At 61.0% G+C, this 14837-nt stretch carries 14 protein-coding genes and 1 pseudogene; 5 read left to right on the top strand and 10 right to left on the bottom strand.

All coding sequences use genetic code 11. From position 1 onward, the window contains the following. Positions 1-4 precede the first annotated feature (4 nt). The 8 genes from HYI44_RS26725 to HYI44_RS26690 form a co-directional block, all read right to left on the bottom strand. Positions 5-2434, bottom strand: a complete 2430-nt coding sequence (locus HYI44_RS26725) for a TonB-dependent siderophore receptor (RefSeq protein WP_225570947.1) — start codon at positions 2432-2434, stop codon at positions 5-7. A 166-nt stretch (positions 2435-2600) separates the two neighbouring features. After that, positions 2601-3590, bottom strand: a complete 990-nt coding sequence (locus HYI44_RS26720; protein WP_225570946.1) for a FecR family protein — start codon at positions 3588-3590, stop codon at positions 2601-2603. After that, positions 3587-4153, bottom strand: coding sequence for an RNA polymerase sigma factor (locus HYI44_RS26715; RefSeq protein ID WP_225570945.1), 567 nt, complete (start codon positions 4151-4153; stop codon positions 3587-3589). The genes HYI44_RS26720 and HYI44_RS26715 overlap by 4 nt, the downstream gene beginning before the upstream one ends. Before the next feature lie 4 nt (positions 4154-4157). Then, entirely contained in the window at positions 4158-4484 is a 327-nt protein-coding gene (locus HYI44_RS26710; RefSeq protein ID WP_225570944.1) for a DUF3325 domain-containing protein, read from the bottom strand. Further along, on the bottom strand, positions 4485-6065 hold the full coding sequence (locus HYI44_RS26705; protein WP_225570943.1) for a PepSY-associated TM helix domain-containing protein: 1581 nt from the start codon (positions 6063-6065) through the stop codon (positions 4485-4487). It lies immediately after the preceding gene. Further along, positions 6062-6367 (bottom strand): DUF3649 domain-containing protein, encoded by a 306-nt coding sequence (locus tag HYI44_RS26700; protein WP_225570942.1) that lies wholly within the window; start codon positions 6365-6367, stop codon positions 6062-6064. The genes HYI44_RS26705 and HYI44_RS26700 overlap by 4 nt, the downstream gene beginning before the upstream one ends. Positions 6368-6589: 222 nt before the next feature. After that, positions 6590-6997 (bottom strand): HPF/RaiA family ribosome-associated protein, encoded by a 408-nt coding sequence (locus HYI44_RS26695; RefSeq protein ID WP_045061399.1) that lies wholly within the window; start codon positions 6995-6997, stop codon positions 6590-6592. A 214-nt stretch (positions 6998-7211) separates the two neighbouring features. Beyond that, positions 7212-8159, bottom strand: coding sequence for a LysR substrate-binding domain-containing protein (locus HYI44_RS26690; protein ID WP_045061400.1), 948 nt, complete (start codon positions 8157-8159; stop codon positions 7212-7214). A 135-nt stretch (positions 8160-8294) separates the two neighbouring features. On the opposite strand from HYI44_RS26690, the gene HYI44_RS26685 reads away from it, so the two are divergent. From HYI44_RS26685 to HYI44_RS26675, 3 genes are all read left to right on the top strand, one after another. Further along, complete coding sequence (locus HYI44_RS26685; protein ID WP_225570941.1) at positions 8295-9671, top strand: L-serine ammonia-lyase; 1377 nt, start codon at positions 8295-8297, stop codon at positions 9669-9671. 63 nt (positions 9672-9734) lie between these two features. After that, on the top strand, positions 9735-11036 hold the full coding sequence (locus HYI44_RS26680) for a serine/threonine transporter (RefSeq protein WP_225570940.1): 1302 nt from the start codon (positions 9735-9737) through the stop codon (positions 11034-11036). 284 nt (positions 11037-11320) lie between these two features. After that, positions 11321-11638 carry a DUF3509 domain-containing protein gene (locus HYI44_RS26675; RefSeq protein WP_045061402.1) on the top strand — a complete coding sequence of 106 codons (318 nt, stop codon included), beginning with the start codon at positions 11321-11323 and terminating at the stop codon, positions 11636-11638. Here the strand turns inward: HYI44_RS26675 and HYI44_RS26670 are convergent. Continuing rightward, entirely contained in the window at positions 11635-12135 is a 501-nt protein-coding gene (locus HYI44_RS26670; protein ID WP_045061403.1) for a phosphate-starvation-inducible protein PsiE, read from the bottom strand. The two genes, HYI44_RS26675 and HYI44_RS26670, sit on opposite strands and share 4 nt — an antisense overlap. A 274-nt stretch (positions 12136-12409) precedes the next feature. Here HYI44_RS26670 and HYI44_RS26665 point away from each other — a divergent pair. Then, positions 12410-12664 (top strand): annotated as a pseudogene (locus tag HYI44_RS26665) (YebG family protein); the annotation flags it as partial. Between the two features lie 158 nt (positions 12665-12822). Here the strand turns inward: HYI44_RS26665 and HYI44_RS26660 are convergent. Further along, positions 12823-13842, bottom strand: a complete 1020-nt coding sequence (locus HYI44_RS26660; protein ID WP_045061405.1) for a Glu/Leu/Phe/Val dehydrogenase family protein — start codon at positions 13840-13842, stop codon at positions 12823-12825. Positions 13843-14017: 175 nt separating this feature from the next. Between HYI44_RS26660 and HYI44_RS26655 the strand changes: the two genes are divergently transcribed. Then, positions 14018-14821 carry a SirB1 family protein gene (locus HYI44_RS26655; RefSeq protein ID WP_122837554.1) on the top strand — a complete coding sequence of 268 codons (804 nt, stop codon included), beginning with the start codon at positions 14018-14020 and terminating at the stop codon, positions 14819-14821. Positions 14822-14837 lie beyond the last annotated feature (16 nt).

Raw genomic sequence — 14837 nt, 5'->3', positions numbered from 1 at the left:
TTCGTCAGAACTCCAACGTACTCGATAGCATCACCTGTCGCGAATCCCCCATCGACACGAAGAACCGGCTCGCCGCCGAGGTGTAGTACGTGCGATCAAACAGGTTCTTCACGTTGAGCTGAAACTTGACCGTCTGCCCCTCGACCTTGGTGTCATAGGTGGCAAACGCATCCGCCACCGTGTAGCTGGGCAGGTCAAAATCATTTACGGCGTTGCCCGCCCTCTCGCCGACGTAGCGTGCGCCGGCGCCCACCCGCAACTGGTCACCTCCGACTATATTGCCGAAGTCATACACCGCCGACAGCGAGCCGCTGTTCTTCGCCACATTCTGCAGTTTCTTGCCCTTGTAGGTCGGATCTTCAGTGACCTCGGCGTCGGTATACGCGTAGCTGCCAATCATGCTCCAGCGGTCACTGAGCTGGCCGCTCAGATCCATTTCCAGGCCACGGGATCGTACTTCGCCAGCGGCGCTGTAGAGGGTCACCGGCCCTTCGGAATTGGCGACCAGAACATTGCGCTTCTTGATGTCGAACAACGCGATGTTACCGGTGACACGCCCTGGCAGGTCCAGCTTGGCGCCGACCTCCCATGACTTGGCCTCCTCGGGGGCGATGCTGCCATCGAGCACCGTGCTGCTGCCGCTCAGCGGCGCAATGGTCGAGTTGGGCTTGAACGATTCGGTATAGCTGCCATAAAACGACAGGGCATCGGTGTAGCGATACACCAGGCCGGCGCGGGGCACCCATTTCTGGCCGTTGCTGTCGGTGTTGGCCTGGAACGGCACGCCTTTGCCGGCGTACTGGTCGTACGCCTGGAATCGCGCGCCACCGACCAGAATCCACTGCTCGTTCAAGTGAATCGAGTCCTGCAGGAACATCGAATCGCTGCGCAGCAGGTCGGTCTGTGCGCTGTCCGCCGGGCTGACTGTGGTGCCTTCCACTTCGCGGCCGTACACCGGATTAATGTAGCTGAAGGTGCTGAGACTTTTCTGGCGGATCAGGTCGGCACGGTAGATCTTGCGGTACTCGTCATCGATCCCGAACACCAGGTCATGCTGCATGCCCGCGACATCGACGCGGCCCTCCACGCTGGCCGTGGCGAAGCGATCGGTGCTGATCGCGTTGTGCGTGCCGTCCATGCTGCGGGTCAGCGTGCCGTTAGTGGTATCGATAGCCGTGACGCGGACCTGGCTGGCGTCGTAGGTTTCGCGGTTCCAGCTGTAGCCCAAGTGCGCGCTCCAGTTGTCATTGAGCTGGTGATCGGCCTCGAAATGATAGAGGTCCGAACGGCCTTCCATGTCGTTGAACGGCTCGTCCAGGCGACGCCCGCGGGAGATGTCCAGCGGATGATTGTCCCGGGGATCGATCACCGTGCCGCGGTCGAACGGGGTGAGAAATTCCCGGTGTTCATAGGCGAACAACAACTTCGTGTTGTCACCGAACCAGGCCAGCGACGGCGCTACCAGGGTCTCGCGCTGCACTCCGTAATTGCGCCAGTAATCCTCGTCATCGTGGTCCAGCACCATGCGGTACGCGAACCCGGAATCACCCAGGGCACCGGTGCTGTCAAGGCCGCCGCCGCTGCCGTTCTTGCCGTTGCCGTAGGTCGAGCCGCGCAGGTTCAAGGCGTTGTATTGCTCAAGCTCGGGCTTTTTGCTGACCATGTTGACGACACCGCCGGGGTCTTGAATCCCGTACAGCAGCGAAGCCGGGCCCTTGAGCACTTCGACCCGGTCCACCGTGGCGTTAAGGCCCCTGCCCTGTATCACCGGCATGCCATCGCGCATGATCGAGCCATTGCGGTTATCACCGAAACCGCGGGTCATCACCGAGTCCTGGGTGCTGCCCAGCGTGTTGCCTTGGGTGATGCCGCTGACGTTGGCGAGTGCATCATCCAGATTGCGCGGTGCCTGATCGCGGATGACCTGGGCCGGGATCACGTTGACGGTCTGCGGGATTTCCTGGAGCAACGCCTGCGAGCGCATCACCGAACTGGTGGGCGGCGGCTGATAGCTGGTGGATTGATCCAGCACCGAGGTAATGGTCGTCGCGCCGAGGTTCACAGCGCCCTGGGTGGGCAGCGGCTCCAGCGCGAGGGTATGAGCATCCGTTCGGCGGAAGGTGAAGCCCGAGCCGCCCAGCAAACGCTGCAATGCCTGCTCGGCACTCATCTGCCCGCTGACCGCCGGGGCGCTGATACCGTAGGGCGCTTCGTCGGTGTAGACCACGCTCAGGCCGGTGATCCGGCTGAAGTCGGCCAGGGCCTGGGGCAACGGTTTGGCGGGCAGGGCGAAAGTGAACTGGGAATGTTGCTGGGTTGCCCCGGCGTCAGCGCCCAGGGCAACGCCCGACGGCAGCAAGGCCGACGCCGTCAAGCCCAGTGCAGATGCACCCAACCAATGTTTGACCGAAACCAATTTTGCCCTGGACTTCATTGCTCATGACCTGTGTAGAACCGCAACGGATGCGAATGACTCGCAGTTTCAGTCACTACACGGATGGCGCGGGGTTTTACCTCACCTTGATTTTTGAAATATTTGTAGAAGATCAAAAGATCGTCCGAAGGCTCGGGCCGCGTTCGGACGATCTTTTGATCTTGCTCTACCGCAAAATAATCAGATGCCCGAACACCTCGGTCTGCTCAAACCCCAACACCCCCTGCAATGAACTCAACACCGCCCGGGGATCCTTGCTCGGGAAACTGCCGCTGACCCGGCGTGCCGCCAGTTCATCGTTCAGCAACAGGATCCGCCCCGGGTAATAGCGTCCAAGGTCATTCACCACATCCGCCAGCGGCGCCCTGTAGTAATTGAGCCAGCCCTGGCGCCAGGCCAGTTGCGCTTCACTGTCCACACTCTGGAGTTGCTCCGCAGAGCCGGCGCCGTAAGTCACCTGCTGGCCCGCGCCGACAATCTGCTGCGCAGCCTGCCTGTGCGCCGTGACACCGACGCGCCCCGACAGCACCGTCACCTGAGCGCCAACAGGTTGCAGGCGTACCTCGAACTGCGTGCCCAATACCCGCGCCTGACCTTGTTCGGCGTCGACGACAAAAGGCTCGCCGGTATGAACGACACTGAAAAAACCGGCGCCGCGACGCAAATGCACGTGCCGTTCACCGCCAGTGAAATCCACAGCGATGGCGCTGTCCGCATCGAGCGTCACCTGGGACTGATCAGCCAGCGTCACCGTGCGGATCTCCCCCGGAGCCGACACATAGTCCGCCCCCAGGTCATCCAGCCAGCGCATCGGCTGCCAACCGACGCTCATGCCGACCATCAACAACAGACAAGCCGCCACTGCCAATCCACCGGCCCAGCGCCGCACAGGGTACTGGCCGGAACGATTCATCGCATCGAGGTAACCCTGCAAGGCAAGCGCATCTTCGGCGGCCAGGGTGCGCGCCGGAGCTTCGCTCAGTTCCCACACCACCTGGGCCTGGGCATAGGCCTCAGCGTGGGCGGGATCGGCTTGCAGCCAGTGACTGAAGGTCACTTGGTCGCCGCTGCTGGGATGGTCATGCAGCAGGCTCAGCCAGGCATACGCGGCCTGCTCCTGAGCCGGCGTGGGAATGATACGTTCAGCGTGGTTCACGGTGCTTTCCCTGGCGTGCGCAATTCGGTGTCCCGCAAGCTTGCCTTGCAGGCTTCGAGTGCGCGCATCATATGTTTTTCCACGGCACTCTGGGACAGGCCCATGGCCTTGGCGATCTGCGCATATTTGCGCCCATGGAGGCGATTGAGCAGAAAAATCTGCCGCGTGCGCTCGGGCAATGCGCGCAACGCCGCCTCGACGTGGCGCAGATCATTGCCGGCTTCCAGCGCCGCCTCGGGCTCGCTGCCATGGCTGTCCGGCTGGTCCGGCAACCACCCCTCGTTGCTGCGCACCCGTGCGCCTTCGCTGCGCAAATGGTCGATGGCAATGTTGCCGGCACAACGCAGCAGGTAGGTACTCAGTTCCTCGACCTGCACCAATGGCCGCCGCCAGAAACGCAGGAACAAGTCCTGCACCAGATCGGCGGCCGTCGCCCGACAGCCCACCCGCCGGCTGACCAATGCCTCCATTTGCGAGCGCTGGGACAGGAACACTTGCAGGAAATGCGCGCGTCCCCCGCCTTGTTGTTCGTCTTCACTGGATTCGGGCGGGAGGCCGATCATCGAGTCATGACTGCGCGAGCACGGCAACAGGGCTGGCGAGCAGACTCAGGCCTGCGAGCGCCAGCACCAGGCGCGGGCGATAGGGCAACAACAGCACCAGCAACAAGGCACTGAGCATCAGTACCGCAAACCATTCGACCAGGCCCAGGCCCCAACCGATCCGACTCACCAGAGTCCATGGCGAAACAGCCAGCAGCGACCAACCGGCCAGCTTCAGGAGCTTGCGGCGACCCGCTGTGGTCTTGTGACCGAGCAGTTCGGCGTGATGCCGGTCCATCGACAGACACAACACGGTAAAACCGCTGTAGCAGAGCAACAGGGCCAGCAGCATTCAGTTCACCTCTCGCTCTAGGCTGACGGCCGGTGCACGTTGGCGGGTGGTGGTTGCAACCCGGCCGCTGCGGCGCATTTTCCATGCGGCCCAGGCCAGGAACAGGCCGCTACCCAGGCAAGCCAGGTCAAATCCGGCCATCGCCCAATCACCTTGGGTCAGGGCCGCTACCAGGTGATGCGAGGTGGTCAGCGCATTGAGCAATGGAATGCCGCAGAACAGCAGCGCAGCCAGGATCAGTTGCTCAACCCAGGCGCTGCGCCCAGGGCGGATCCCGGCATGAATCACACTCAGGCCCCACAGGATAAAGAAGCTGTTGATCTCCCAGTCCGCTCGGCCAGTCATGTGCACCGGCAGCAGGCGGTTGGCCCAGAAGAACGCCGCCACCGCGACCGTCAGCCCGGCCATGCTGGCAATGTTCAGGACTTCCACCAGCCGTAACTCGAACGGCATCACGCCACTCTTTGCATGCTTGAGTTGGCGCTTGCCCAGCCAGATCACTAGCCCGGTGCCTATCACCGCCGTGCTCGCCAGGCCGCAGATAAAGTACAGCCAACGCAACACCGGGCCGGCAAAACGGCCCATATGCAAGCCGTAGAAACTGCCGGCGACAGCCATCGCTGCCGGTTGCTCGGGCGTGGCACTGAGCAGTTGGCCGGTGACGCCATTGAAGGTCACGGCACTGCTCGCATCGTGCACTACCCGATCGGCACCGTCGCGCACCAGCACGACCGAGGCATTGGCATCTGCCGGATTATTCACCGTCAAGCGCGCCACACGCCCCCCGGCCCACTGCTCCCGCGCCCGCTCCAGCAGCGGCGCCATCGGCGCCAACTGACCCGGGGTACCGGCGAGTTCCGGCGTGCTGGAGGCAGGGAAGACCTCATCGTAGAACGCCCGCACATCGCCTTTGTAGGAAGCGAGGATGCTCGCCGGCATGACCATCGCCATGAAAATCACCAGGCTGCTATAGCTGATCATCAGGTGAAAAGGCAGCACCAGCACACCCACGGCGTTGTGGCCATCCAGCCACGAACGCTGGCCCTTGCGCGGGCGGAAGGTGAAGAAGTCCTTGAAGATTTTCTTGTGGGTGATGATCCCGGTGATCAAACCGATGAACATCACCATGGCCGCGATCGTCGACAACCAGCGGCCCCACGGATGGGGCATCTGCAGCTGGAAATGGAAGCGATAGAAGAAGTCGCCGCCACGGGTCTCCCGCTCCTGCACTTCAGTACCGGTTTGGGGGTCGAGGCTTTTTTCACTGAACTGGCCACGCTCACCGCGCTTGGCGGGCGACTGTTGCCAGCGCACCGTCAGTGCCGGTTGACGAGCGCTCGGCAGGTCGATCAGCCAGCGCGAAGCTCCCGGTGCGTGCTCCTGCAGGTAGTGCTGGGCAAGATCGAGGCTGTGTTCCGAGGAGACCGACCGCGCCGGAATCTCCGGCTGCATCCAGTGACTGATCTCGTCGTTGAAGTAAGCGAGTGTGCCGGTCAGGAAAATCGCGAACAGCAGCCAGCCGAAGACCAACCCGGTCCACGTATGGACCCAGGCCATGGCCTGACGAAAACCCTCCTTCATGCCTGCCCCATCCAGTCAGCCACACCGGAAACTGCCGCCAGCACCAGGGCTGGAACAATCAAGCCGTACCAGGCCTGCCACGCACTGCGGCAGGCAAAGCACCACAGCACGGCGCACAGGTACACCAGAAACGAGATCATCATCCCGGTCACCACCGCTTCGGCGCGCGGCATCGGCAGCCAAAGGGTCACGCTGACACTGGCCAATGCGGCGACCACATAGCCACCCACCACGGCGGCAAGCACCCGCGAGGTGACCGCCAGTCGATAAGAAACGGGGAGCGCTCTGGTTTTGACTTTCATGTTTCGGCCTTGAAACAGTGGAGCTGCGCGATCATCACGCGGCTAAGCAGGCGCCAATAATAATGATAAATATTCTCATACGCAAAAGAGTTCGACGAGACTTGAGTCAGACCGCCGCCCGCAGCAAGCTCGCTCTCAAAAGGGTTCGCGCCCCACCCAAATAAAAACGGGCCTGCATATGCAGGCCCGTTTGTCGTTGGCTGGAAAAGATCACATCAGGCGTCAGCCGTTTTGCGCAGCCTGTTCGTTCTCGAGAAACTCGTCTTCGAGCAGTGCATCAGCCTGAACCCTTTCGAACGGCACGATCGCGGCGCGTGGTTTGCCCCGCAGTTTGCCGAACAGGTGCTCAAGCGCATGTTCGAGTTTTTCCGCCGCACCATCGATGGCTTGCTCCAGGGTGTCGGCTTTGTGGGTTACGGAAATCGGTTGATGGCCTTTTGGCCGCGCTTCCAGCTGGCAGCGCATATCGTGGGGACCGGGCTTGTCGCCGTTCTCGTCCCGCAGATGAACCTCGACACGGGTCAGGTCCTCTTCATAACGTTCGAGCGTGCTCTCAATGGTAGTACGTACCCACTCCTCCAGTCGGATGCTGCTTTGAATATGGTTATCACTGTTGACTTGGATTTGCATAGTTCATCCCTTATTTCAGCTAGCTCGCGAGAGGCCTTCAGGCTAGCCCTTGGGCGTCATCACCGTGACCTCTTACTTACACAATCAGGCTGGCGGAAGAACATTTCAACCCCTAAAAAAAGATAAATATCTATTCGCAAAAAAAGCCGGACAACCGCCAAAAGCACTGTTAAGGTCGGGAGTTGGGTAGCCAGGGTCCAGCCCCCCAGGCCGCTCACATCTGCCGCTCGCCCAGCGGGTGCAGGCTTCGAAAGACCCCCGCCTCTTCCACCAGCCAGTCATGTACCGCCCGCACGCCCGGGTGACTCAGCGCCCCAGGCGCATACAGCAGCACGTAGCGTTTATGGTTGGGCACCGCCAGGCCAAACGGCACGATCAAGGTGCCGCGTTCCAGTTCGTCATTGAGCAAGGTACGCCGCGCGATCGCCACGCCCATGCCGGCAATCGCCGCTTCGATGGTCAGGTGGTTGCGGTTGAAGGTATGCCCGCGCCGCACGTCTGCGCCTTCAAAGCCGATGGCGTTGAGGTAAAACTCCCATTCCGCGTATTCATAGCTGCCGCGCCAGGCGGTGATGTCGTGCAGCAACGGAAAGTGCAGCAGGTCCGCCGGGCCGTGCAGCGGCGGGCGGCCGCGCAACAGGCCCGGGGCACAGACCGGGAAAATCTGCTCGTCCAGCAGAGTTGTGGATAACAACCCTGGGTAGCTGCCGTCGTTAAGGTCGATCGCCAGGTCGAAGTCGCCTTCGTGCAACGGCACGCTGCTGTCCTCGGCCACCAGCCGCAGCTGAATATCCGGAAAGCGCTGCTGCAAACGCGGCAGCCGAGGCGTCAGCCATTTGCTGAGGAACGATGGAATCGAGCGCACCCGCAGGATGCCACTGATCATTCCGGCGTCCAGTCGTCGCAATTCCGCATCGATGCTGCCGTACGCTTCGTTCACGGTAATGGCCAATCGCTGGCCTTCTGCGCTCAATTCAACGCCCCGGGCACGTCGATGAAACAGCCGGAATCCGAGGCGCTCTTCCAGTTGCCGAATCTGCTGGCTGACTGCACCCGGCGTGATATGCAGCTCTTCAGCACATCGGGTAAACGACAGGTGCCGCGCGGCACAGGAAAAAACGTGCAACCAGACGTAAGTCTGGGCATGCAATTGACGACTCATCGTTTAGTCCTGCTAAAGGCTTGAGTAGGAAATTTCGTTGGTCTTGTAGGACCGAGGTGGGCAGTATCGCCGACATTGCGCTTGTCCTACAAAAATGGCAGCGATTTTTCTTCCATTGCTTGTATAGGCTTTAGCATGGCTATCAGTGTATTTGATCTCTTCAAAGTCGGCATCGGCCCGTCCAGTTCCCACACCGTCGGTCCCATGCGCGCTGCGGCAACCTTCGCCCAGAGCCTGCAGGAGCAGAATCTGCTCGACGCCGTTCGTCGTGTGCAAATTCGCCTCTATGGCTCCCTGTCGGCCACCGGCGTCGGCCATGCCACCGACCGCGCGTGCGTGATGGGGCTGATGGGCGAGTGGCCAGACAGCATCGACCCGACCTGCATCGAAGACCGGATCAACACACTGTTGAAAACCCGCGAGCTGAAGCTGGCCGGGAAAACCACCATAGCGTTCGACTGGCAAACCGACCTGCTGCTGCTCGACGAGAGCCTGCCTTACCACCCCAACGCGATGTCCCTGACCGCCTTCGGCGAAACCGGCGAACTGGCCGAGCAGACGTATTACTCAATAGGCGGCGGTTTCATCATCGAGGCGGCCGAGGCCGAGTCGGGCATCGCACCGTCCAGCGACGTCGTATTGCCTTACGATTTCTCCAGCGCCGCCGAATTGCTCAAGCTGTGTAACCAGAACGGCCTGCGGGTTTCCGAGCTGATGATGGCCAACGAACTGGCCTGGCGCAGCGAAACCGAGATTCGCCAGGGCCTGCTGCATATCTGGTCGGTGATGCGCGAATGCGTCGAGCAGGGCCTGCGTCACGAGGGCATCCTGCCGGGCGGCCTGAACGTGCCACGTCGGGCGGCGAAATTGCACCGTGCCCTGCTGGAAATCGGCAAGCCCAATGTCATCACCTCCACGCTGTCCGCCATGGAGTGGGTCAACCTGTTCGCCCTCGCCGTCAACGAAGAGAACGCTGCCGGCGGGCGCATGGTCACGGCGCCGACCAATGGCGCGGCGGGGATCATCCCGGCGGTGCTGCACTACTACATGAAATTCAATCCGGATGCGTCCGATGACGACGTGGTCGCCTTTTTCCTCGGTGCGGCGGCGGTAGGCATTCTGTGCAAGAAAAATGCGTCCATCTCGGGTGCCGAAGTCGGCTGTCAGGGAGAGGTCGGATCCGCCTGCGCCATGGCGGCTGCCGGCTTGGCGGACGTGCTGGGCGCGACGCCGGAGCAACTGGAGAACGCGGCCGAAATCGGTCTGGAACACAACCTTGGCCTCACCTGCGACCCGGTGGGCGGACTGGTTCAGGTGCCCTGCATCGAACGCAACGCGATCGCCGCCGTGAAGGCGATCAATGCCACGCAAATGGCGCTGCGCGGTGATGGCAAGCACTTCATTTCCCTCGACCGGGTCATCCGCACCATGCGCGATACCGGCGCCGACATGCACGACAAATACAAAGAGACTTCACGGGGCGGCCTGGCCGTGAGCTGGGTGGAGTGCTGAGGAGCATTCCCTGACCGCCCGTACCACGTGAGCCCGAGCAAGAACAATAACGAGGCCAATACGATGACCGATGTACGTACACCTGCTGCCGAAAATCCTGCTGTAGAAGTAACACGCGACACCGCGACCGTCAGCAAAGGCTGGAGCAAACACGACACCACCTGGATGCTCGGCCTCTACGGCACGGCGATCGGCGCTGGCACCCTGTTCCTGCCGATCAACGCCGGAGTCGGTGGTTTCTGGCCCCTGCTGATCCTTGCAGTGCTGGCGTTCCCGATGACCTTCTTCGCACACCGTGGCCTGACCCGCTTCGTGCTGTCCGGTCGCTCTGGTGACATCACCGAAGTGGTGGAAGAACACTTCGGCATTGGGGCCGGCAAGCTGATCACCTTGCTGTACTTCTTCGCGATTTTCCCGATTCTGCTGGTGTACAGCGTCGCGCTGACCAACACCCTGAGCAGCTTCATGGAACACCAGCTGCACATCTCCCCGCCGCCGCGCGCCATCCTGTCGCTGGGGTTGATCCTTGGCCTGATGGCCATCGTTCGCTGCGGCCAGGGCGTGATCGTCAAATGCATGAGCGTGCTGGTCTACCCTTTCGTCGCCGCATTGCTGCTGCTCGGTATCAGCCTGATTCCGAACTGGAACGGCGCGTTCTTCGCCACCGCCAGTGAAGGCATGCCGATGCCGCTGTTCTTCAAGACCCTGTGGCTGGCAATCCCGGTAATGGTGTTCTCGTTCAACCATTCGCCGATCATCTCGGCTTTCGCGGTGGATCAGAAACAGCGCTACGGCGAACAGGCCGAAGCCAAGAGCAGCGGCATTCTCGCCATTGCTCACGCAATGATGGTCGTGACAGTGATGTTCTTTTGCTTCAGCTGCGTGCTGGCGCTGTCCCCGGCTGACCTGGCGGCGGCGAAGGCACAGAACATCTCGATCCTGTCTTACCTGGCCAATCACTTCCAGACACCAGTGATCGCTTACGCGGCGCCCTTGATTGCCTTGGTGGCGATCACCAAATCCTTCCTTGGCCATTACATCGGCGCCAGCGAAGGTTTCCAGGGCCTGATCGTCAAGAGCCTGCGCGGCCGTGGCAAGGTCATGTCCGCCAGCTGGCTGAACCGCGCGACGGCGGTGTTCATGATCCTCAGCTGCTGGGCAGTGGCGACGTTCAATCCGAGCATCCTGGGCATGATCGAGACACTCGGCGGCCCCATCATCGCGTGCCTGCTGTTCCTGATGCCAATGTACGCCATCCGCCGCGTACCGGCATTACGCCAGTACTCAGGCCAGGCTTCGAATGTGTTCGTGGTGTTGATCGGCTTGATTGCACTGTCTGCGATCATCTTTTCATTCCTGCCCTGAAACGGGCGGAAATCGCCAGGCGCTGCAGGTGTGCGCTAGCTCCGGGCGGCGATCAAGGATGATCGTCAACGCGGGGGGAAAGCTTGCAGCCCGCGCCGTTCTCGGGTTTTTCGCGAGCAAGCTCGGTCCTGCAGGGTTGTGCTTTTGTTCGACAATCTTTCCGGCATGCCGCTTGCTACGTTCCCCGGGAGAGATCGCGAGCGGCCAGCCGATGGTCCGGTCATGCGAACCAACCCGATCATGGTCGGTCAACAACTGCACGTTCAATCAGGCGGTGACGCATCATGGACAATCCTTTTCAGCTCATTACCGATGCCTTCGCGCCGGATTACCAGATCAACCTGAGCATTCAGGGACTCGACGGCAGCATCATGCTGACGTTGTCCAACAGCGGTCGCGTGGTGGCCAAACGGATGATCAGTGCCGAACAGCGCAATGATCCCAAGCGGCTCAAGCGCCTGGTGCAAAGCATTCAGTTCGGCATCGCCATCGAGCAGGGCCACAGTGCCGTGGCCATTCTCGAAGCGATGACCGACGGCGACAACCGGACGCTGCCACCGCCGCCAGCCAAGGGCTTGCCGCGTCCGGCGATCGGGCTTTAAAGCTCGCCCTTTTCCACTTCGGGATGTTCGCTGGAACCCGCGCCGACCTTGCGCTGCGGGTGCTCGATCTTCACCGAAGGGAATTGCGAGGAGGCATACCGCACCACCAGAATCGCGAACGCCAGCAGCAGGATGCCGCCGCACAGGTAGATGATGCCGATATCCGGTGGGTTGTGATGCGACACGTTGGAAATAAGCAGGCGAGTCAGTGCGGTGATGGCCACGTAGATCAGGAAGCGTACCGGCATGTGGTTGGTCTTGAAGTAGATTCCGACCATGGCGCCCAATTCCAGGTAGATGAACAGCAGCAGGATGTCATCGATCTTGATGTGTCCCTTGTCCAGCATTCCCAAAAATTCCATCACCGCCGCCCAGGCGGTTACTGCTCCGATGGCGAACAGTGCCAGGTAGTGGAAGCTTTCGACGAACAGGTTACCCAGGGATTCGGCCAGTTGGTGCACGTTCTGCCGCAGTTTCTCGGCCCAGTTGATTTTCACGGTGGTTCTTCCTTAGGTCGGTTTGACCGGATGATGCGGTTTTGACGTGACGGTTGTTTGGCATGCAGAAAAAAGGCCAGGGGTTGGAAGGTGAGATGGCGGCCGGGTGATGGGAGGCACTTTGGGGACACCAACAACCCGCCACTCCCCAGTCAAAATACGGCTACAGTGAAATGCCACTACCCAAAGCGGCAGGATTCGCTTATCCTTTTAGCTGTATATAGATACAGTGGTCGAATACGACAACTTAATGTGAAGGCATGTGAGGTGGTGAATGGCCGTCGAAGTGGTATACCGCAGCAGCCGAGATCTGGAGCGCTTGTTCATGGATAAAGCCGAAGCTGACCGTCATGACAAAATGCTCGAACTCGCCGAATTGCTGGCTGAAGTGTTGCAAAAAGCCGTTCCGTCCCTGACCGAACAGCAAGTGGAAGAAGCCGGGATCTACATGGCGAAAAACCGCGACGTGTTCGCCAAGGCTTTCAAGAGTCAACCAGACGCCTTGTCCGAACTGTTGAGCGCGCCTGCCGAAGTGGTTGCCCCCGCTGAAGTGGCGCAAGAACCTGAAGCGGTTGAACCCGCTGCCCCCGCCAAACCTGCAAAGGCGGCAAAAGCACCAAAGTAATCAGCGCCCGAATTGAACAGGCCCTGAGTCCAGCGACTCAGGGCCTTTTTCGTGCCTGGGCATCAGCGATACAACACCCGCTCCGCCAGCTCATCTGCCACCCGCGCAGGGGAACGCTTTTCCGCCTGGGCATGGGCGAACACCTCGGTGAGACGGGAGCTGATTTTCGACAGGTGCGCGGTAATGGTGGTCAGCTCTTCACCACGGTGCTTGAGCGAGACATAGATCAACCCGCCGGCATTGATCACATAATCGGGGGCGTACAAAATCCCCCGCCGCTCAAGCAAGTCGGCGACTTCGACATGGGTCAACTGATTGTTCGCCGAGCCCGCCACCGCCGAGCAGCGCAATTGCGACACGCTGTTGCTGTTAAGGACTCCGCCCAGGCCGCATGGCGCGAGGATATCGCAGGGCGTGCTGAGCAATGCATCGTTGGCGATTGGATGAGCGCCCAGTTGCTCCATCGCAAGCTGGACCTTGCCGTGGTCAATGTCGCTCACCAGCAGTTCAGCGCCGGCCGCATGCAGCTGTTCCGCCAACGCGTAACCCACATTGCCCAACCCCTGGATTGCCACGCGCAGGCCTTCAAGGTTATCGCTGCCCAGGCGTGCCATTGCCGTGCTGCGAATACCGGCAAACACCCCCATTGCGGCATGTGGGGCAGGATCACCGGCCGAGGTGGTGCTGGTGACATGCTGGGTCTGTTGGGCGATGCAGTCCATGTCGGCTACCGAAGTGCCGCTGTCGATAGCGGTGATGTAGCGCCCGTCGAGTTGGTCGACGCAACGACCGAACGCTTCAAACAGCGCGGCGCGGCTTTCCACGTGCATCGGCCGGATGATCACGGCAACTCCGCCACCTTGGGCCAGGCCGGCAAGCGCCGCTTTGTAGCTCATGCCCCGGGCCAGGCGCACAGCGTCCTCGACGGCGGATTCGTCGTCAGGATAGGCAAGGTATCGACATCCGCCAAGGGCCGGGCCCAGACGGCTGTCATGAATGGCAATGACCGCCTTCAACCCGGTGACCGGGTCGACGCTCAGATGCAGCGATTCAAGGCGATTGCTTTGCATGAGAGCGAACATCGTAAGGCTCCCGAAAATCACTTCTTGTAGTCGCCAGTATAGGCTCGCGCCTGAATTTTGCTGAAGCACGCCGGAATAAGCAGCGCTCGGGTTAAGGGATTCGGACATAACCTTTCGGGGCACTGGACGAATGAGGGAGACGGGGCTAAAACGAGGCATGTCCCGGGAGATTTTGATGACGCCCCGCCAATGCTTCTTTGAGTGCCTGCAACGATCACCGCCCGCGCTGTTCGAGGCGGCGCTGTGGATCTGTGTCGAGCATGACCAGGAGCTGAACGTCGAATCCCTACTGGCTGGGTTCAGGGATCTGCAGCAGCGGGTTAGCCATGGTTTGCCCATGTTGCCTGTGAGCGAGTTGGCGCAACCGTTGCTGCGCCGCATGAATGACCTGGGGTTTGCCCAGGACGACTTTACGCCGCTGCGTCCGCAGGCGGCATTGCTGGACAAGGTGCTGACACGCCGACGCGGACAACCCCTGGCGCTGGGCTTGATCGCGCTTGAGCTGGCCCGGCGCCTGGAAATACCGATGGTCGGGGTCAATTTCCCGGGGCATTTTCTACTGCGGGTTCCGGGCGCCGACCACCTGCTTGATCCTTGCGGCGGGCGGCGTCTGTACCCGAATGATTGCCGGGAGTTGCTGCATCGCCAATACGGTCCGAACATGAAGCTGAGCGCCGAGCATCTGGTCACCGCCGAACCGCTGCAGATGCTGCAACGTCTGTCCCGCAACCTGCGCCAACTGCATCTGGCTCACGATGATTATATCGGTGCCCTGATCGATGCCGAGCGGGTACTGGAACTGGGCAACGCCAGCGCCGCCGACTACCTGGCCCGGGCGAGCCTGTATCAAAGACTGGACTGTCCCAATGCCGAACGCTTCGACCTGGAGCATGCATTGATGCTCAGCGAAGATCCGATCCAGCGGATTCGCCTGACCGAACGGCTGGGGCACTTGCCGCCAAACACCATCGTCCACTGATACCCAATCCTGTGGA

This window comes from Pseudomonas sp. Y24-6, from assembly GCF_020295325.1.
Lineage (GTDB): Bacteria > Pseudomonadota > Gammaproteobacteria > Pseudomonadales > Pseudomonadaceae > Aquipseudomonas > Aquipseudomonas gregormendelii.
The sequence above is the reverse complement of the archived record's forward strand: the minus strand, read 5'-3'. Positions and strand labels throughout refer to the sequence as shown.